Raw genomic sequence first — 19,177 nt, 5'->3', positions numbered from 1 at the left:
CATTACAGGGTCTTGCTGGTGGAGGTCTGGTAGGCGCCCTGGGTCGGGAAGACGACCTTGAAGGAGTAGCTCTTTCCCTTCGTCGCGGTGAGCGCGAAGCGGCCGCTCGTGGCGAGGGTCCCGGTCTTGTAGGAGTGCCAGGTCTTCGAGCCGTGTGCCCGGTAGTACAGGTGGACCTTCAGGCCCTTCAGCGTCGAGAAGGTGTTCGGCTGGCTCTTGGACCAGTCGGTCACCTGCCCGTTGACGTAGCTCTTGGACGAACTGTGCGAGACGGACGCCGTCGCGAAGTGGGTCTGGTCCGTGATGGTGTTGGTCACCGTGCCGCTCGTGGACGCCAGCGTGTCGGCCGCCGTACGGACCCGGGCCTGCCAGTCGGCGGTGCCCAGGTGGACGCCGACGATGTTGCGGAAGTCCCCGTACGCGTCGGTCTGCGCGGTGTAGTCCCGATGCCAGGACGTGGAGCCCTTGGGGCGGTAGTAGAAGTCGACCCAGCCGTACGTCAGGCCGACCCACGCGGTGCCGTTCCAGCGCTCCACCGTGCCGCCGGCGTACATGCCCGGGTAGTACGCGTGGTGGGCCTCGTCGCGGGATGGGAGCGTGAAGCCGGTGACGCGCGTCTTGGACACGCCCTGGATCAAGCCGTAGTCGGCGTCGGTGGAATCCGGGAACCAATCCGTGAAGTACGTGAAGTCCAGTTCTTCGGTGACGGTCCACCGGCTGGTCCCCGTCACGGGCTCGGTCAGGCTGAACCCACCATCGGCGCCGCTGATCGTGGCGTACCTGACGTTCGACTGGGTTGAGGTGTCGGGCTCCATTATGAGCTCGATCGGGGCTCCTGCGAACGGCTGCCAGTCGCCGTCGACCTGCACCTGCACCGTGCCGGAGAAGGTGACCGGCGTGCCGGACGGTACCGAGGCCGGGATCGGGTCCAGCACGAACCTGCTCGGCACGTGCTTGACGTGCAGCAGCTTCGCCGCCGTCTGTGTCGCGCCCCGCACGGCGTCCCCGGCGAACGCGGCCTCGACGTAACCGCCGCTGGGCAGCGTCGTGGTGATCGAGAAGGTCCCGTCGTCCCCGGTCGTCCCGGCCGCCACCGGTACGTACGCGGTCCGGCCGGGCGGCTTCAGCTGGATCTGCACCGGTTCGCCGGCCAGGGGCGCCCGGGTACGGAGGTCGGTGAGCTCACCGGTGAACGTGACCGGCTGCTGGTAGGTGAGGGTGGTCGCCGAAGCCGTGAAGCCGACGAACTCCGCCGACTGGGTGACGGCAGCCACCGCGGGTACGGCGGACGACGTCATCAGGACGGCACTCGACGCGGCGAGAACAGCCAGGGCACGGATCATGTACGGCCTTCGATTCACGGGGGAAGAGTCCCGAACTCTACAGCTCTGTGGATCTTCCCGGAGTGTCACGAAATGTCGGTTTGGCAAATCATTGATGATCTTGTTCGCGAGGTCCCGGGTCAGAGCCAGCCCTGGCGCTGGGCGGTCTGTACGGCCTCGATGCGGTTGCGGGCCGAGGTCTTGCGGATCGCCGCGGACAGGTAGTTGCGCACGGTGCCCTCGGACAGGCGCAGCCGTACGGCGACGTCGCCGATGGTGGACCCGTCGGCGGAGGCGGCGAGGACGTCGCATTCGCGCGGGGACAGCGGGTTGGGGCCGGCGCTCAGCGCCGCGGCGGCCAGCGCCGGGTCGATCACGCGTTCGCCGGCGAGGACGCGCCGGATCGCGGCCGCGAGCTCCTGCGCCGGACTGTCCTTGACCAGGAACGCCGACGCCCCCGCCTCCATCGCGCGCCGGAGGTATCCCGGCCGGCCGAACGTCGTGAGGATGACGACGCGGCAGTCCGGAAGCGTCGTGCGGAGTTCGGCGGCCGTGGTGATGCCATCCTTGCCGGGCATCTCGATGTCGAGCAGCGCGACGTCGGGCCGGGAGTCCGCGGCGACGGCGAGAGCCTCATCGCCGTTCGCCGCCTCACCGACCACCTCGATGTCGTCTTCGAGGTTCAGGAGGGTCGCGAGCGCGCCGCGCACCATGCCCTGATCCTCGGCGAGCAGCACGCGGATCACGCCAGTGACTCTAGATGATCCACAGCCTGTGGAAGACAGGACTTCAGGAGGCCGGTTCGCCCGCGGGCTCGCGTGACGCCGGTGCCGCGATCGGCGCGCGTACGGTCAGCCGGAACCCGCCGTCCGCACGCGGTCCGGCCTCGACGGTGCCGCCCGACAACGCGACCCGCTCGCCGAGCCCCCGCAGACCGTTGCCGGACGTCGAAGCGGGCTCCTCGCCCGCCGTGCCGTCGTCGGTGATGTCCAGCACGGCCGTGGCGCCCTGCCGGTGCACGGAGATGGTGGCCGTACGGGCGCGTGAGTGCCGGACGATGTTGGTCACGCCCTCGCGTACCGCCCAGCCGAACAGGCCGTCGAGCTGGTCGGGCAGCGGGGCCCCCGAGGTCTTGACGGTGACCTCGATGTCGGCGGCGGCCAGCACGCCGCGAGAGTTCTCCAGCTCGTCGGTGAGGTTCCGCTGGTTGTAGCCGGAGATCGCCTCGCGTACGTCGGCCAGGGCCTGGCGGGCCACCGCCTCGATGTCGTTGACCTCGGCGATGCTCCGCGCCACGTCGCGGTCGGCCAGACGGGTGGCCACCTCGCTCTTGAGCACGATCAGCGACAGCGTGTGCCCGAGCAGGTCGTGCAGGTCGCGGGCGATGCGCAGCCGCTCCTCGTTGGCGGCGAGCCGGGCGACCTCGCCACGCGCCTCCCGTAGCTCCACCACGAGGATCCGGCTGGTACGGAAGGCCAGCATCAGCAGGCCGACGGTCAGCGTCTCGAAGGTCAGCAGCGCCAGCGTGCCGCCCTCCGCCCCGAGCGCGGTGCACATGACGAACGTCAGCGCGGTCGAAGCGATGACACCTCGCCCCGCCCAGCGCGGCGGGAGGGTCATGGCGCACGCGACACCGAGGTAGATCGGCAGCCCGACCCAGTTCGCGCCGAACACGATCGGATAGGCGATCGCCAGGACGGCCGTGACGCCGAGCATCACGTAGGCGGACCGGGTCGTGATGCCGGTCCACGGGTTGTTGACGATGATCAGGCCGATGTAGCTCGCGGCGTAGGAGAGCAGTGCCACCAGCCGTACGACGCTCTCGCCGGTGGAGTGACCGTGCCCGAACACGGTGCTCGCCGGCCAGACGAAGAGATAGACCAGACCGAGCGAGGTCCACACCGCACGCCGCCAGCGCGTGGGCGAGGACGCTCGCTCGGGGTCGAAGGGCATCAGGGAGGTCATCAGGAGCGAACGGTAGCGCGACGGTAGGCGATGATCGCAAGGGCGCCGAGGATCGCGGTCCAGCCGGCGAGGATCAGGGCGTCCGACGCGGGCGGTGTGTGCCCGGCGGCGATGCTCCAGCCGAGGTCGGCGAAGCGGTTCGAGGGCGTCCAGTGCGCGATGGTCCGCAGCGTCTTGGGCAGGATGCTCACCGACATCCACACGCCGCCGAGGATCGACAGGCCGAAGTAGCACGCCACGGTGAGCGGCTGGGCGGCATCCGGGCTGACGAGCGAGCCGATCAGCGTGCCGAGCGCGGCGAAGGGAAGCGTGCCCACCCACATCGCGCCGACGAATGCGGCCCACTCGCCCGCCGACAGGTGCACGTGCTGGGTCAGGACCGCGGTGAGCCCGACCAGGACGACGGCCGGCAGCGCCAGGCACATCGACGCGATGACCTTCGTGGTGATCACGCTCCACGGCCGCAGCGGCGTCACCTGCAGCTGCCGCAGCCAGCCGCTCTGGCGTTCGGCGGCCAGCCGTGCGCCGGTCGTGGTCAGCGACGCGCCCAGGGCACCGAAGGCGGCCATCGAGACCAGCAGGTACGTCTTGGCGTTCAGGCCGGTATCGGCGTCCAGATCGGTGCTCTTGGTGAAGATGTTGGACCACAGCAGGTAGAAGCAGACCGGGACGGCGAGGGTGAAGAAGACGAAGCGCCGGTCGCGGAACGTCCGCCGGATCTCCAGTACGAGGTAGCGAAGCATCGGAAGTCCTTTCGGGGGCTCTGCGAAAGTCAGTTGTCGCCGGTGAGGGAGAGGAACGCCTCTTCGAGGTCGGCGCCCTTGACCTCCAGGTCGCGGACCTGGATGCCGGAGGCGTACAGCGCCTGCACGGTCGCGTCGGGGTCGGTGGTGAGCAACTGCGCGGAGCCGCCGCGTACCTCGATGCCCGTGACGCCGGGAAGCGCCTCCAGCCCGGCCGTGGGCTGGTCGCCGACCGTGAAACGGACCGTACGGCCGCCGGCGGAGGCCTTGATCTCCTCGGCGGTGCCGTCGGCGACGATCCGGCCGCGTGCCATCACGATGACCCGGTCGGCGTTCTCGTCCGCCTCCTCCAGGTAATGGGTGGCGAACAGGATGGTCCGGCCACCCGCCGCGTACGCGCGCATGCTCGCCCAGAACGACCGGCGGGACTCGACGTCCATCGCCGAGGTCGGCTCGTCCAGCACCAGCAGCTGGGGCGCGCCCGCGATCGCGAGTGCGAAGCGCACGCGCTGGGCCTGCCCGCCCGACAGCCGGTCGGCGCGACGCTTGGCCAGGGACGTGAGGTTCGCGAGCGACAGCACCTCGTCGAGCGGCAGCGGCTCGGGGTAGAGGCGGCGGACGAACTCGACGACCTCGCGTACGGTCAGCCCGGCGACCAGCTCGCCGTCCTGGAGCATCGCCCCGATCTTGCCGGTACGGACGGCGGCGTCCGGGGTGTCGCCGAAGACGCTGACGGTGCCGCCCGACGGGCGTACGAGCCCGAGCAGCATCCCGATGGAGGTGGACTTGCCGGCGCCGTTGGGCCCCAGCAGTGCGACGGCCTGACCGGAGCCGATCTCCAGGTCGAGGGTCTCGACGGCGCGGACCGTGTCGTAACTCTTCGACACCCCGGCGAATGTGATCGCGTTCATGGGGATAACGCTAAATTCGCGCAGGTCGACGGCGTAGTGCCGCCGATCCTGTGTTCGCGATGACATTTGTCATCCCCGGCCTCATGACTTCATTCGTAGGGGCCGGGGGCGTCCTTCAGCGGTGGGTGAAGATCGGCTCCCATCCGCCCTTCTTGTAGCCGGTCAGGGGGATTATCGTCTTGCCGCTGAGGTCGATGAGGACGAGCCGGTTGTAGTACTCGCCCTTGCTTCCGCAGGCGTTCGGAAGACAGCCCAGGGCGATGAGATGGGTGTCGTCGGCCCAGGCGCGCAACTGTTCCATCGGCTGGACGCCGACCTGTTTCCCGGTCTGCAGGTCGTTGACGACGGTGTTCGGGCCCGGCGGCGGTCCCGACCGGGCGATGAGGCGGCCGTTCGGCGAGATGCCGGCCGGATCCTGCCGGTCCGCCTCGTTCGGGGGCGGGCCCTGCGGCTCGCCGTTCAGGGTGTAGAAGTCCCTGAACGGTGTGGTCAGACGTGGCGCCCAGATCAGTTTGCCGCTCCTGCTCCAGCCGAAGTCCTGTCTGGTGTTCTGGTTCTCGCGGTCGTACAGAAGACTGTGGAAATGCGCCTTTCTGGATTTGACGTCGATCACGATGAACCCGGTCCGCGCGCCCGAAAAGGGAGTCGAACCCATCTTGTCCGGATCCCGCGCATACGTCGTCACGAGCAGCTGCCGGCCGTCCGGCGACCACGAGAGGCCGCCTGCCGCGGCCTTGAGCGGGATCCAGTGGGTGACCCGCTGCGTCTTCATGTCGAGGATGCCGACACGCGTGGTCGGCAGCGGCCCGTCGAGCACGGCCGCCTGCCCCAGACCGGGCGCCACGTCGAGCCATGCCCAGGGGACCTTCTTGTACCCCCCCGAGGCGGGATCGTAGAGATACCAGGTACGCGTGAACTTGCGCGGATCGCCCTGGCCGACGTAGTAGGCGGAGAGGGCGACCTGGCCGGCGGCGACGAACCGCTGGGGAGGCGCGTGGTCGGGGTCGGTGTGCAGCGAGGTGTCCACCGGCCGCGCGACGGGAGGCGCCCCGGACCGTGTGCCGATCGCCACTGCTCCCGTCCCGGCGAGGATCGCCGCCGCACCCACCGCCAGTGCGACCTTGGCGACGCGCCGTCCGGTGCGCCGTCGCAGCGCGCGGTCGGCGAGCCCGGTGGGTACGCGTGCGTCTTCGGACCACTCTTCGAGGGTCTGCCGCAGGTGCGTCTCGGTGTTCACTGCCGGACCTCCTTCGTGGTCTCTCTCAGCTCGGGGGCCAGGACGCGAAGCCGGGCCAGGGATCGATGAGTGGTACTCCGTACCGTGCCGACACTGCAGTCGAGCAGCCGGGCGACCTCGGCCTCGGGCAGATCCTCGAAGAATCGCAGCACGAGCACGGTCCGCTGCCGCGGCGTGAGCCGAGCGAGCGCCTGCCGCACGGCCATCTTCAGATCCGTCGCGGAGGTGGCGTCCTCCGTGGCCCTTTCGGGAGGCACGGCGACGTTGGTCTCGTGCCGGTGCCACTTGAGCCGCCACCAGCTGATCTGCTGGCGATACATCACACGGCGTACGTATCCTTCTGGGCTGTCCACCCCTCGCCAGCGCGCCGCGGCCTTGACGAGAGCGGTCTGCAGCAGGTCCTCGGCCGCGTGCTGATCACCTCCGGTGAGGAGGAAGGCCACGCGCATAAGGGTCGACGAGCGGGCTTCCACGAACTCGCGAAAGTCCCGCTCCGCTGCGGCATCCATCGTCACCTCCGGGGTTCCGTCTCCCGTTGAGACGCGTACCGCAGGCCATCACTATGTCTCTGGGGACTGGATTCCGCCAGATTCCCCGAGCCGGTCCGGATCCGGCGCCTGTGACCAGGCCCGATGCGAAATCCCGTTGCCGGTCGGCGGCCCGGCCCGGTACGAAGGAGCATGCCTCGTCTCGTGCCGCCGACCGTCAGCGTCCACAGCTCGTTCCTCGCCGCGATGGCCGAGTTCCGTGCCGAGGGCCGCGGCGGCCAGGACGACGCGACCGTGATCGGGCACGACCACCAGACCTACGGTCACACCTGGCACACGGAGGCGGGCTTCGCCGCCTACGTGGCCGACCTGCTCGCCCAGCCGCGGGAGGAGACACCCCGCCCGGAAGGCTGGGTCCCCGCGACCACCCGCTGGCTCATCGAAGGCGACGAGTATCTCGGCCGCATCCAGATCCGGCACCGGCTGACCGACCACCTGCTCAGGGAGGGCGGCCATATCGGCTACGACGTACGGACCAGCGCACGCCGGCACGGCCACGCAAGCCGGATGCTTCAGGAGATCCTGCCCCTCGCCAGGAGCCTCGGCATCGATCCCGTGCTGGTCACCTGCGAAAGCGACAACACCGCCTCCCGCCGGGTGATCGAGAAGAGCAAGGGTGCGCTCGAGGACGAGCAGGACGGCAAGCTCAGATTCTGGGTTCCCGCCGGCTGATGCCGGTGGCCGGACTGCGGGATTGGCCGGGCCGGCGTTTCGTAGCCACGGCTGTCACTGAGAGGAGACGATGAGCCGCATGACGATCGTGATGCACGAGCACCCAGGGTGGACGTTCAATGACGGCATCTGGCTTCGGGCCTTCTCGTCCGGCACCGAGTTCGTGGCGACCGTGGTCGGCAACAGTTGGCAAGCCTGCGGGTCGGCCTCACTTCAGCCGCAGGTGATCGAGCTGACGTCGATTCCGCCATCGGTGCCCGTCTCACTGCGGGGTAGCCTCACCACGATCGGCGCCGTGGTGCGGTGGCGCACCCCCGATCTTTGGGACGCGCTCGCGACCGCCATCATCAGACAGGTCATACGCGCTGATCAGGCCCGCATCCTCCATCACAGATTCCGCACCGCTCATGGGCGGCCGGTCGACTCCCACCACGGCGTCGTACACCTCATGCCAGACGCAGCCACGGTCGCGAATCTGCCCGCCGACGCGTTCACCTCGCTCGGCATGTCGTTCAAACGCCGCCCGCTCCAGGCCGCCGCGGCGGCCGTCCTCGAACAGGGCGGCAAGTGGTGCGACCTCCCTCCCGCGCAGCTCGTCGAGGAGCTGCAGACCGTACCCCGAGTCGGTCCATGGACGGCCGGCGCCACCGTCGCGGACTTCACCCACGACTGGACGCTCTACCCGCACGGCGACCTCGCCGTCCGCAAATGGGCGGCTACAGCCGCCCCTGACATCGCCTGGCCCGAGAAAGAGAACGCCTTCGCCGCTCGATGGCGCCACCTGGCAGGCGACCAGCTCGGACCCTTAACCCTCTTCACCTTGGCATGGGGAGCACACCATGGAGGCTCGTCCTAACCCTTCACTCGTCCTGGGTGCCGATTCCACGCGCCCGCTTGACTGCCTGTTCGTCAACGCGCCTCTCCGCGACTACGCGGAACGTCCCCGCGTCAACGACTACACGCTGCCGGTCCTCGGCATGGCCTACATCGCCACATACGCCGCTCAGCGCGGGTTCAACGTCGGCATCTTGGACGCCGAGGCCCGCGGCATGCCGATCGCGCAGATCGTCCGCACGATCAACGACCTGACGCCCCGCTGGGCAGCCTTCAACCTCCTTGCCCCGACCTATGAGATCTCCGCCCAGATCGCCGGACAACTCGACCCACAGACGATGGTGATGGCCGGCGGCCACCAGGCCAAGGCGATGCCCGTGGAGATCCTCGCCGACCCCCGCATGCTGCGCTGTGAGGCGCTGGTCTTAGGCGAGGCCGAAACCCGCGTCGCCGAGCTCCTCGCCGATCACCGCAACCGCGCCGACTTACCTGCGGTCATGTGGACAGACCCGATCCGGAAGACGCCCGTCAGCGGCGGACGCCCCGGCAGCGGCCGGCATCTCGCCCCTGACATCGATCACCTGCCGTTCGTCGACCGGGCCTTCCTCGCTCAAGACCCCTACCGCGCAGACGGTCGGATCGAGGCGAACATGGTCGGTGCCCGCGGGTGCCCCTATGACTGCTCATTCTGCGGCGCGGCGGTGTCCGCGAACCCTGACGTGACGATCCGGACCCGAGCCCCCGAGAGCATCCTGCACGAAATGGACCTGCTCGCCGAGCTGTACGGCGTGACCGCGTTCCGGTTCGTGGATGACCTGTTCCTCGGCGCACGGCGTGTCATCAACACGATGATGACCGCGTTCGACCGGGCCGATGTCGGGGACTGGGCGGTGTGGGACGCGACTGGCCGGATCAACGTCCTGGATCGGGTCGACGACGCCACCCTCGACCTGCTCGCCGCCAACGGCCTACGCGAGGTCGCGCTCGGCATCGAGTCCGGCAGCGCGCGCGTGTTGTCTTACATCGACAAACGGATCACCCCGGACATGGTCCGCTCGGTCGTCGGCCGCCTCACCTCGCGCGGCATCAAGGTCAAGGGCTACTTCATCCTCGGCTTCCCCACCGAAACCCGCGCCGAGCTCGACGAAACCGTCCAGCTCGTACACGAGCTGTGGGACCTCACCGATCACCGTCCGGGCAGCTTCCGCGCCTCAGTGTTCGAATTCCGCCCCTACCCCGGCACACCCGAGTGGACCAGACTGATGGCCACCGGCCGCTACACCGCCACCCGGCTTCTGAATTACACGGCAGTGGACCTCACCGACCTGGGCGTGGACGAGTCGATGCGGCAACGCGACGAGTTCAACTTCTCGGTCGGTCTCCAGTTCGGGGAGCCGACGATCGACGAGATCCGCCGGCATCTGGTCGCGCTCTCCCGCCACCAGCACGAGCGGAACGAGACCTCCCGATGAGCCGCGGCCAACTCGTCACGTTGGACGGCCCTGGCGGCGCGGGGAAGTCCACACTCCTGCAGCTCGTCACCGGCCGGCTCGAGGCCGCCGGCGTCACCGTGCACGCGACCACCGAGCCGTCGCACGGCCCCGCTGGGCAACTCGCCCGAGGCAGCACCGCGATCTTCCATGGACACGCGCTGGCATGTCTTGTCGCCGCGGACCGGTACTACCACGTGGAAACCGAAATCGAGCCGGCGCTCGGCGCCGGGAAGGTCGTCATCTGCGACCGGTACGTCCCATCGTCATACGCGCTGCAGGTCCTCGACGGAGTCGACCAGCACTTCGTCGCGGCCATCAACGCGCACGCGCCGCAACCCGACCTGGCGGTCATCCTCACCTGCGACCCGGTGATACTCCAACAGCGCTTGGCCACCCGCGGCTCCCACGGCAGGTTCGAGGACAACCCCGACATCTCCTATGCCGAATCCGCGCGGTTCCGCGTAATCGCGAAAATGCTCCCGACCGAAGGCATCCGGACATTGGTGCTCGACTCCACCCGGCACCATGCCGATTTCCTCGCCCGGCAACTCACCACCGTCATCCAGACGCTACGGTCACTCCCGCACCAGTGACCAGCCACCTGGAGGACGGATGCCCGAGCGCTACCGGTCGATCATCGACGTGCACGTCATCCTCGAACGCGGACAGGAGATCCTCCTCCTCGAACGCCAGGGCACCGGGTACTGCGACGGCATGCTTCACCTGCCCAGTGGGCACCTCGACGAGGGCGAGACCATCACCGATGGCGCGGCACGCGAGGCGCATGAGGAGGTCGGCGTCCGGATCGACTCGGCCGACCTGCGCCTGGTGACCGTCGTTCATCACCGTCAACGGGCCGACCTCGCGCGGGTGGGTATGTTCTTCGCCACCAGCCGCTGGGACGGCGAACCCCACAACGCCGAACCGCACAAGTGCGGAAAGCTCCTGTGGTGCGACCCCGCGGTCCTGCCGTCCAACACCATCGACTACCCCGCCGCCGGGATCGCGTCCTATCTGAGCAATACGCCGTTCACCGTGCACAACTGGTGATTACGAAGCCCCTGACGGCCGGGGGTCAGCGGTCCTGGGGGCGGGGGCGTACGAGGCCCTTGTCGTAGGCGAAGATCACGAGCTGGACGCGGTCGCGGGCCTGGAGTTTGGTCATGATTCGGTGCACGTACGTCTTGGCGGTGGCCGGGCTCAGGTGCAGGGCGCCGGCGATCTCCTCGTTGGTCAGGCCGTTGGCGATCTGCTGGAGGACCTCGCGTTCGCGGTCGCTGAGGATGTCGAGTTCGGGGGCGGGCTCCGCGGGTGCCGGCTGGGCGGCGAACTCCTTGATCACGCGACCCGTCAGGCCTCGGCCCAGCAGGCCCTCGCCCGAGGCGACGACCCGGATCGCGTCCAGGAGCTCGTCCGGGGCCGTGTCCTTGAGCAGGAAGCCGGCCGCGCCGGCCCGCAGGGCGCCGAAGATGTAGTCATCGTGCTCGAACGTGGTCAGGATCAGTACGTGCGCGCCGCGCAGGGCCGGGTCGTCGGAGATGCGGCGGGTCGCCTCGATGCCGTCCATGCCGGGCATCCGGATGTCCATCAGGATCACGTCCGGCGAGGTCGCGCGTGAGCCCTCGACCGCGGTCTTCCCGTCGGCGGCCTCGCAGACCACGTGCATGTCCTCGGTCGAGTCGATGAGGAGCTTGAAACCGGCGCGTACGGTCGTTTGGTCGTCGGCCAGCAAAACGCGGATCGTCATGGACGGGCCTCCTTCAGGGGCAGGCGAGCGTGCACACGGAAGCCGCCCCCTGGCAGTGCTGTGGTGTTGAGGCGTCCGCCGGTCGCCGCGACGCGTTCGCGCATCCCCTGGATACCCAGGCCGTACGTACCCCGATCCACCATCTCGACCGGGCTGCCGTCGTTGGTGATCGCGATGTCCAGGCTGTCCGGGGTGAAGGTGAGGGTCACCGCGACCTTGGTGACCTTGTCGGCGTGACGTTTGATGTTGGTGAGGCTCTCCTGCACGACGCGGTAGACGGTGAACCCCACGATCGACGGGATCTCGGTGCGCCGCCCGGACTCGTGCAACGTCACCGGCAGGCCGGCCGAACTGCTCTGCTCGATCAGGTCGGGGAGGTCGCCGAGGCCGAGGGCGGGGCGTTTGAGCGGTTCGGCGACGCCGCGCAGCAGGCTCAGGGTCCGGCGGATCTCCCCGAGCGCGGAGTTGCTCACGGCGTTGATGGTCTCCAGCGCCTCACGTCCGGCCTTGGGCTCGTCCTCGACGAACCGGGCGCTCACCGACGAGGTCACGCTGATCGACATGAGTGCGTGCCCGACGATGTCGTGCAGCTCACGCGCGATGCGCAGGCGTTCCTCGATGACACGGCGGCGCGCCACCTCCTCGCGTTCGCGTTCGGCGCGTTCGGCGCGGTCCTCCGCGCCCAGGACGTACGTCCGCTGGGTCCGCACGAACGCCCCGGCGAGCACCGCGAGAGGGACCAGCGCGAGGACGCTGAAGTTCTTGGTGTCGTAGGAGGGGATGGCCCGGGAGACCTCGGCGACGACGAAGCCGGCGAGCAGAGTCACGGTCACGGCCACGAGTGACGTCAAACGACCGCAGTAACGGCCGACGGCGTAGAGGGCGACGAGGTCCCCGGGAGTCGCCGGATAGCTGCGTTTCAGGAGCACGGAGACAAGGCCCGAAAGGATGAGAGTGACGATAAGCGTGGGAATCGGGTAGCGCTTCTTGGCGAGCAGCGCGACGGACATCACGCCGCCGACGGTCAACGCCAGGACTACATGGCCGCGGGCGTATACATAGGGGAAGAGCAGGACGAAGACCCCGGCCGACAGGAGTATGTCGGCAGGGGTGACCAGCCGTTTGGCTTTCAAGGCCGCCCCTTCGCAAGCCACATTATGATCATTGGTCGGGGCCTGCCTCGCCAAACCTCAACGGCGCGCCCAGTGAAGGCCAATAAGCCGCAAACCCGCAGGTCAACCGTGGTTGTACGACCAAGTGTCACCCAGGGGTGGACGGATTCACCCCTGCGGCCTACGTAACGTAGTGGCTGCAAGACCACGGACCAACAAAGGGCCTGGCGCGTCGCGATGAATTGGGGGATTCAACGGGGGACGCGACGCGAGGGCCGTTCCCAGGGGCCTTGGATCTGTACCCGTCCAGGCCGCAGGAAGGCGAGCGTTCGCGGGTCGGGACTTCTTTGGGGGAAGAGGTCGACCGCCCGCGAACGCTCGCTTTTCCCATGCCGTGATCATTTATCGGCCGAAAAATGATCAGACTTGGGCGAGAACCTCATATTTCACGGGAATGACGCCTGACCCCAGGCCGCCCACGGCCTGCATCGCCGCGCTCGACAGGTCCAGGCAGCGTCCCGGCACGAACGGCCCGCGGTCGTTGATCCGCACGACCACCGAACGATCGTTGTGCCGGTTGGTCACCCGTACCTTCGAGCCGATCGGCAGTGTCCTGTGCGCGGCGGTGAGAGCGTCCGCGTGGAACGACTCGCCGCTCGCGGTCCTGCCGCCCGCGCCGTAGTACGAGGCCTCGCACGCGCCGTGCGGCAGCACCTTGTGGTGCCGCTTCTTCTTGGGCGGTGCCTGCTCCGGCTGAGCGTCGGTGGGCTCCGGCGTCGGCGTCGGCGTCGGTGTGGTGAGCGGCGTGCGCGGATCGTCGCGGTCGGCGCGGTCCAGCGGACGGGGACGAGGACGGTACGCCAGGGCTCCGCGGGAGCTCAGCTGGGCCGAGGACGAGCCGGGCCCGGTGACGGAGACGACGATCGCGGCGAGGGCGACCGCGGCGAGCCCGGCGGCGGCGATGAGGGTGATGCGAAGAGTCTTCGGGGTGTCAGTCTGGCGATGTCGGCCGGATCTACCCACAAAGGGTCCTTTGGTAGGGGACAGGACATCGGGGTCCAGGCGGTAGAACCGCCGGTCCCCGATCGGCCCGGGCCGACCAGGCCCCGAGCGCGAGTCCCCGACCTTAGGGGGCAGTGGGTGGTGGTCACGTCCAAAGCGCTGGATTTTGTGCCCTGTCGCACGGCGTGTTGGCCCAGTCGCAGTGATCGCATTACCCGGCGCGGCCGAGTTGTGGTGAAAGGCCGTTTATGAGCTCTCGGCGCCCTGGGCGATCGCCTCGTGGACCTCGGCGTGCCGCTCGGCGAGCTCCTGTTCGTGCTTGGCCCGGTCGACCTCTTCGGCGATCTCCTCGTCCTGCCTCATGAGCTGGACCAGGTCGCTCTTGGCGTGGTCGAGTACCCCCATGTCGGCATAGGCCTTCTGTACCTTGTCGCCCCACAGGCCGATATCGCGGACACACGGGACGATGCGGCTGAACAGCATCGACTGGTACAGCTGGTACATCTGGCCGTTGTCGACGTAGTCCATGCACTCCTTGACCGGCATGTCGAGGGTCTCGAAGATCTCTTTGCCCTTGAACCGGTCGCGCATCAGGTAGCAGCCCTCGACGACGAACTCCTCACGCTCGGCGCGCTCTTTGGAGGACAGCTCCGCGTAGTAGTCCTTCAGGGCCAGCCGGCCGAACGCGACGTGCCGCGCCTCGTCCTGCATGACGTACGCGAGAAGCTGCTTGACGAGCGGGTTCGTCGACATGTCGCGGTAGAGCCCGAACGCCGCCAGGGCCAGGCCCTCGATGAGCACCTGCATGCCGAGGTAGGGCAGGTCCCAGCGGCCGTCGGACAGCGACTCCTTCAGCAGCTTGGCCAGGTCCTGGTTGATCGGGTAGTACATGCCGATCTTCTCGTCGATGAACTTCGCGTACAGCTCGACGTGGCGCGCCTCGTCCATCACCTGCGTCGCGGCGTAGAACTTCGAGTCCATGTCGGGCACCGACTCGACGATCCGCGCGGAGACCGTCAGCGCGCCCTGCTCGCCGTGCAGGAACTGGCTGAACAGCCAGGTGCCCTGGTGGCGGCCGAACTCATCGCGCGCCTTCTGCGGCATCCGGTCCCACAGGTCCGAGCCGAGCAGCGGGTTGAACTCCTCGGGCAGCCCGGTCACGTTGTCCGGGTCCACGGGCAGGTCCCAGTCGATGCGCTTCTGCGCGTCCCACTGCTTGTCCTTGCCCTTCTGGTACAGCGAGAGCAGGCGGTCGCGACTGTCGTCGTATTCCCAGTTGAACTTCGCGGACCCGGCCATGGGCACGTCCCACGTGCTCTCAGGGACGGGGATCGTGTAGCGGTCGCGCATCGTCATGGGGGGTCCTCCCGTGAGGGCGGGGGTTTACATATCTTGGTAACACGTAAAGTCCGCGCTCGCCAGGCTTACTCGTCCAGGAGTTCGGTCAGTCGTTCCGCGAGCGGGGTCAGGACCACGCGCACCTCCCGGCCGTGCCGCTCCCGGCGTACGAGGCCGGCGGCGCCGAGGCGTTCGCAGTGATAGGTGATCGCGCTGGGCGTGAGCCTGGTCAGCGTGGCGAGCTCGCCCATCGTGGTCGGCCGGGTCAGCGCGGTCAGCACTTGGGCGCGTACCGGTCCGACCAGCAGTTCGAGGGAGTTCTCGCGTGCGGACGGGGGCGAGCCGCGAAAGAGCCGGTCCGCGCCGGGCAGTGGATAGCCCAGCCATACCGCGTCGGGGCGGTCGAGGCTGCAGATCAGCGCGTCCCCACCGGACACCATCGGCACGAGCACGAGCGGACGGCCGCCTAGCTCGAACCTTGCCGGTTCGGGATCGCGGATCTTCAACACGCCGTTCTCGAACCGCCCGTCCGGATGGATCCCGCCGAGGATGAGGTCGAGCCGCCCGCGTACGGCCGCGGAGCCCACGCGTGCGACCTCGCGGTCCAGCAGCGGACGCGCGTCCCGCCAGGCCGGCCTCATCGCCGTCCAGACGGCGTTCGTCGCGCCCGCGTACGCACGCAGCCACTGGCGCGGCTGCCGCGCGACGGCACGCCAGTGCGGCGGCGGCGCGGAGCCGAAGACCTCCTCCAGATCCGCGAGAAGATCGTGGGGGGACAGGTCGCGCAACCGTTCGACCTGCTCCGCCACCGGCGTCTCCAGGAGCGGGTTCAGCGGGCTCACGATGTCGGGCGTCACGGAGTGGCCCGGCGCCACCAACGGCCAGACCGCCTGGGCCTGGATGGGTGAGACGGCGGAGCGGATGCGCCGCCGCCATGACTCCGGCGCGCCTCGCCGCCGCCCGCCGAGGGCGTCTGTCGTCAGCGCGAGTACCGAGAGGTACGGATCAAGCGAGACGCGCACCGTCGCGTCGTCGAGGCTGCCGATATGGAGTTCCGTCGCGTCCTGTCGCCCAGTGGCCACCATCATCTTCGTTCCCCTGTCCCCATAGACAGGTGGGACGCCGACCTACGCCCGTAGGTTCCGCTAAGCCACTATCGCCCCTATCTCGGGCTTATGGGGCAACAATCACCATTCCCGGAGCTCAGTCGGCGGAGCGGGCGGCGAAATAGACCGCGGCCATGTCCTTGTCGCCGTGGCCGAGCTCGACGGTACGGCGGAACTGGTCGCGTACCGCGTCCGCGATGCGGGGGTTCGCGCCGGCCGCCCGCCCGGCGGCCGCGACCAGGCCCGCGTCCTTGGCGGCACCCACCGCACGGAAGCTCGCCGGCAGCTCACCCTTGATGATCGCGTCGCCCTTCAGCTGCGCGTACTGCGAGTCCATCAGCCCGCCCTTGATCGCCTCAAGGAAGAGACGCGGGTCGAGGCCGAACGCCTCGGACAGCGCCACGGCCTCGCCCGTCGCCGAGGTGAGGGCGAGCACCCAGCTGTTGGCGACGAGCTTGAGGCGCGACGCCTCGGTGCCCTCGCCCACCCACATCGTGCGGGAGCCGATGACCTCGAAGAGCCGCTCGACCCGCTCGTCGCGGTAGCCGGAGGCGAGCACGACCAGCGCGCCGTCCTCGGCGGGCTTCCTGGTGCCCAGCACTGGGCAGTCCACGAACTTCACGTCGCGGTCCCGCGCGAGCTCGGCGAGCCGGTCGATGGCGTCGGCGCCGACCGTGCTCGTCTGCGCCCAGACGGCGTCCTCCTCCATCGCGGGCAGCACACCGGCCATGACGTGTTCGACGGAGTCGCCGTCGAGCAGCATGGTCACGACGATGTCCGCGCCATCGGCGGCCTCGGCGGGTTCGTCGCACACGACCGCGCCGTCATCGGCGAGGACCTCGGCCTTGGCGCGGGTGCGGTTCCAGGCGCGTACGTCCATGCCGGCGCGCAGCAGGTTGCGGGCGATCGGCTCGCCCATGAGCCCGGTTCCGAGTATGGCAACGGTCATTTTGTCCATGAAGTCTCTTCTACCCCATGCTCAGAAGGCTGATCTCAGTGGGACGCGACTCACACCGAGAGGCTGTGCGCGAGCCGGTCGGCGGTACGCCGCATGATGGGCACGACGTCGTCGATCACGTTGAGCGGCAGCCGGCCCTGGGGGCCGGAGATCGAGATCGCGGCGAGCGTCGGCGTGCCGGGCAGCGGGACGGCCACACAGCGCACCCCGATCTCCTGCTCCTCGTCGTCGAGGGCGTAGCCGCGCCGCCGGATCTTGCCCAGCTCCTCCAGCAGTGCCGCCGGCTCGGTGATCGTGTGCGGGGTGTGGGCGGGCAGCCCCGTACGCCCGATGATCGCGCTGGCCACGGGGTCGGACAGCTGTGCCAGCAGGGCCTTGCCGACGCCGGTGCAGTGGGGGTTCACCCGGCGTCCCACCTCGGTGAACATGCGCATCGAATGCCGTGAGGGCACCTGGGCGACGTAGACCGCCTCATCGCCCTCCAGCACGGCCATGTTGGCGGTCTCCCCGACCTCGTCGACGAGCTGGGCGAGCGACGGCTGCGCCCATGACCCCAGGAGGCGGCCCGCCGTCTCGCCGAGATGGATGAGCCGGGGCCCGAGCGCGTAGCGCTTGGACGGCTCCTGGCGTACGTAGCCGCGATTGACGAGCGTCCGCATCAGCCGGTAGATCGTCGGCATCGGCAGCCCCGAGACCTCGGCCAGCTCGGTCAGTGCGAGCCGGCCACCCGCGCCGGCCAGGTGTTCGAGCAACTCGAAGGCGCGCTCGATCGAACGCACGCCGGACGCGGACCGGGCACCGGTGTCATCGGCAGTCACCCAGGTCCTCCTTCCCCCGTTTACGAAATCCTACGAAAGAATCCTTTTTCGTCAGGCGAAACGGCGCAGGGTTCCGGGACAGGTTACAACCCGTGTCCGTGTGGTTATAACCCGTAGCGAAACCGCCCCGCGGGTGCCGGCCGCGCCCGCCCCCCCTCGAAGACCGCTCGGCTCACGTCTGGGGGACGTCGCGCGATGAAGGTGCTTTTCCGAACGCTGCCGGCTCTTGCGATGGGGGCCGCCGGCCTGGTCGCGACGCCCGTCTTCGGCGCCGAGGTGCCCGTGAGGCACGACGTCCATCTGGTGACCTTGATCCGGGCTCTGTCGCGTACGCCGGCGGCCGTCCAGTACGCCGTGACGGTGCGCCCGGTCGGCGGCCCCGCACACGCCGCGACACTCGTGCTCTCCACCCGCAGACCGGCGGCGTGGACCGGTTCGGTGCCCGCGTGCCTGGCGAGCCGCGATCGGACGGCACTGGCCTGTGACCTCGGTGACCTGCGCGAGTCGGAGGCGCGGACCCTTCGTGTGACCGTACGGCCGGGCGATCGGGGGCCCGCCGAGGTACCCGTCGTCGCCCGCGCCGCGGCCGCGAACGTGCCGTCCGTCACGTCCTCGCTCGGGGCCATGCGGCCCCAGGCGCTGCGACTCGCGCCGTCCGCCGACGAGGCGGCCTCCGGGCAGCCGTCGCCGCAGGCCGTGGCGCAGTCGCCGGAGGCCCAGTCCTCCCCGGGTGAGTCGCCGCCGACCGAGTCTCCATCGGCCGAGGCTCCGTCGGCCGAGGCCCAGGTGGCGCCCTCCGCACCGGCCGAGTCCGAGGCGGCTCAGTCGCCCGCGATCGTGCCTCCGGCGACACTGCCACGCTCCGCGCATCCGCAGGGTCGAGTTCCGGCCGCTCCGCCCAGGCTCCGCGTGCCGGCCCGTCCGTCCGGCTCGCCCAAGGCGCCGAGCGCCCCGCCGGCCGCGGCCGAGCCCGCGCCGGGCCGGCTCCCCGTCGTCCCGGACGCGCCGGTCATCCCGGACGCGCCCGCGGCGGCGGCTCCGTCCGCGACCGGCCCGATCGGCGGCCCTCCTCTGCCGCTCCCCATAGTCTCGGCGCCCGCGGCGCTGCCACAGATCGCGCCGAAGACCCCGCCGGGAGAGGGCGTCTCCGAGCTGAGCACCCTGTCGCCGGCCGGTGCGATGCAGGCCGGCCGTACGTCCTGGGCGACCCTGGTCGCGGTGGCCGTCGTGGCCGAGGCGGGGCTGCTCTGGCTCGTGGCCGGCCTGACGGTGTGGCGCCGCCGGCGGATGGGAGGCGGTGCGTCGCGTTCCCTCACGCGACCCCGCGGCCGGTCGTCCCGTGCATTGGCCGGGAGACCTCTGCCGTGAATG

20 protein-coding genes are annotated in these 19,177 nt (G+C 69.3%); 6 read left to right on the top strand and 14 right to left on the bottom strand.

What is annotated here, in order from left to right; translation table 11 throughout:
* Positions 1 to 2: 2 nt before the first annotated feature.
* The 7 genes from FB559_RS14305 to FB559_RS14275 form a co-directional block, all read right to left on the bottom strand.
* A complete protein-coding gene (locus FB559_RS14305) occupies positions 3 to 1,361 on the bottom strand; it encodes a hypothetical protein (protein WP_141956073.1) in 1,359 nt (452 codons plus the stop codon).
* Between the two features lie 101 nt (positions 1,362 to 1,462).
* Positions 1,463 to 2,068: a response regulator transcription factor gene (locus FB559_RS14300; RefSeq protein ID WP_141956072.1), complete on the bottom strand. Its 606-nt coding sequence runs from the start codon at positions 2,066 to 2,068 to the stop codon at positions 1,463 to 1,465.
* Positions 2,069 to 2,111: 43 nt separating this feature from the next.
* Entirely contained in the window at positions 2,112 to 3,287 is a 1,176-nt protein-coding gene (locus FB559_RS14295; protein WP_141956071.1) for a sensor histidine kinase, read from the bottom strand.
* Entirely contained in the window at positions 3,287 to 4,030 is a 744-nt protein-coding gene (locus FB559_RS14290) for an ABC transporter permease (RefSeq protein WP_141956070.1), read from the bottom strand. The genes FB559_RS14295 and FB559_RS14290 overlap by 1 nt, the downstream gene beginning before the upstream one ends.
* Positions 4,031 to 4,059: 29 nt before the next feature.
* Positions 4,060 to 4,941: an ABC transporter ATP-binding protein gene (locus tag FB559_RS14285; RefSeq protein ID WP_141956069.1), complete on the bottom strand. Its 882-nt coding sequence runs from the start codon at positions 4,939 to 4,941 to the stop codon at positions 4,060 to 4,062.
* 115 nt (positions 4,942 to 5,056) lie between these two features.
* On the bottom strand, positions 5,057 to 6,178 hold the full coding sequence (locus FB559_RS14280) for a hypothetical protein (protein ID WP_141956068.1): 1,122 nt from the start codon (positions 6,176 to 6,178) through the stop codon (positions 5,057 to 5,059).
* Positions 6,175 to 6,687 (bottom strand): SigE family RNA polymerase sigma factor, encoded by a 513-nt coding sequence (locus FB559_RS14275; protein WP_141956067.1) that lies wholly within the window; start codon positions 6,685 to 6,687, stop codon positions 6,175 to 6,177. Before FB559_RS14275 ends, FB559_RS14280 begins: the two co-directional genes overlap by 4 nt.
* A 171-nt stretch (positions 6,688 to 6,858) precedes the next feature.
* Between FB559_RS14275 and FB559_RS14270 the strand changes: the two genes are divergently transcribed.
* From FB559_RS14270 to FB559_RS14250, 5 genes are all read left to right on the top strand, one after another.
* Positions 6,859 to 7,398 carry a GNAT family N-acetyltransferase gene (locus FB559_RS14270; RefSeq protein ID WP_141956066.1) on the top strand — a complete coding sequence of 180 codons (540 nt, stop codon included), beginning with the start codon at positions 6,859 to 6,861 and terminating at the stop codon, positions 7,396 to 7,398.
* Between the two features lie 79 nt (positions 7,399 to 7,477).
* The gene (locus tag FB559_RS14265; RefSeq protein ID WP_141956065.1) at positions 7,478 to 8,254 is read left to right on the top strand and encodes a DNA glycosylase family protein; all 777 of its coding nucleotides are present in this window, start codon (positions 7,478 to 7,480) and stop codon (positions 8,252 to 8,254) included.
* A complete protein-coding gene (locus FB559_RS14260) occupies positions 8,238 to 9,704 on the top strand; it encodes a B12-binding domain-containing radical SAM protein (RefSeq protein WP_141956064.1) in 1,467 nt (488 codons plus the stop codon). Before FB559_RS14265 ends, FB559_RS14260 begins: the two co-directional genes overlap by 17 nt.
* Entirely contained in the window at positions 9,701 to 10,318 is a 618-nt protein-coding gene (gene tmk / locus FB559_RS14255) for a dTMP kinase (protein ID WP_141956063.1), read from the top strand. Before FB559_RS14260 ends, tmk begins: the two co-directional genes overlap by 4 nt.
* Before the next feature lie 19 nt (positions 10,319 to 10,337).
* On the top strand, positions 10,338 to 10,775 hold the full coding sequence (locus tag FB559_RS14250) for an NUDIX hydrolase (protein WP_141956062.1): 438 nt from the start codon (positions 10,338 to 10,340) through the stop codon (positions 10,773 to 10,775).
* A 25-nt stretch (positions 10,776 to 10,800) separates the two neighbouring features.
* Here the strand turns inward: FB559_RS14250 and FB559_RS14245 are convergent, their stop codons facing one another.
* From FB559_RS14245 to FB559_RS14215, 7 genes are all read right to left on the bottom strand, one after another.
* Complete coding sequence (locus tag FB559_RS14245) at positions 10,801 to 11,472, bottom strand: response regulator transcription factor (RefSeq protein WP_141956061.1); 672 nt, start codon at positions 11,470 to 11,472, stop codon at positions 10,801 to 10,803.
* Positions 11,469 to 12,605, bottom strand: a complete 1,137-nt coding sequence (locus FB559_RS14240; RefSeq protein WP_141956060.1) for a sensor histidine kinase — start codon at positions 12,603 to 12,605, stop codon at positions 11,469 to 11,471. The genes FB559_RS14245 and FB559_RS14240 overlap by 4 nt, the downstream gene beginning before the upstream one ends.
* A gap of 399 nt (positions 12,606 to 13,004) precedes the next feature.
* The gene (locus FB559_RS14235) at positions 13,005 to 13,607 is read right to left on the bottom strand and encodes a septal ring lytic transglycosylase RlpA family protein (RefSeq protein ID WP_246121585.1); all 603 of its coding nucleotides are present in this window, start codon (positions 13,605 to 13,607) and stop codon (positions 13,005 to 13,007) included.
* 225 nt (positions 13,608 to 13,832) lie between these two features.
* Positions 13,833 to 14,942, bottom strand: a complete 1,110-nt coding sequence (locus tag FB559_RS14230; protein ID WP_141956059.1) for a ferritin-like domain-containing protein — start codon at positions 14,940 to 14,942, stop codon at positions 13,833 to 13,835.
* 68 nt (positions 14,943 to 15,010) lie between these two features.
* Entirely contained in the window at positions 15,011 to 16,012 is a 1,002-nt protein-coding gene (locus FB559_RS14225) for an ArsR/SmtB family transcription factor (RefSeq protein ID WP_141956058.1), read from the bottom strand.
* Positions 16,013 to 16,127: 115 nt separating this feature from the next.
* Entirely contained in the window at positions 16,128 to 16,988 is an 861-nt protein-coding gene (locus FB559_RS14220; RefSeq protein ID WP_141956057.1) for an NAD(P)-dependent oxidoreductase, read from the bottom strand.
* Between the two features lie 50 nt (positions 16,989 to 17,038).
* A complete protein-coding gene (locus tag FB559_RS14215; RefSeq protein WP_246121584.1) occupies positions 17,039 to 17,806 on the bottom strand; it encodes an IclR family transcriptional regulator in 768 nt (255 codons plus the stop codon).
* 195 nt (positions 17,807 to 18,001) lie between these two features.
* On the opposite strand from FB559_RS14215, the gene FB559_RS14210 reads away from it, so the two are divergent.
* The gene (locus FB559_RS14210) at positions 18,002 to 19,174 is read left to right on the top strand and encodes a hypothetical protein (RefSeq protein ID WP_141956056.1); all 1,173 of its coding nucleotides are present in this window, start codon (positions 18,002 to 18,004) and stop codon (positions 19,172 to 19,174) included.
* Positions 19,175 to 19,177 lie beyond the last annotated feature (3 nt).

Origin of the sequence: Actinoallomurus bryophytorum (assembly GCF_006716425.1) — a bacterium.
Lineage (GTDB): Bacteria > Actinomycetota > Actinomycetes > Streptosporangiales > Streptosporangiaceae > Actinoallomurus > Actinoallomurus bryophytorum.
The sequence above is the reverse complement of the archived record's forward strand: the minus strand, read 5'-3'. Positions and strand labels throughout refer to the sequence as shown.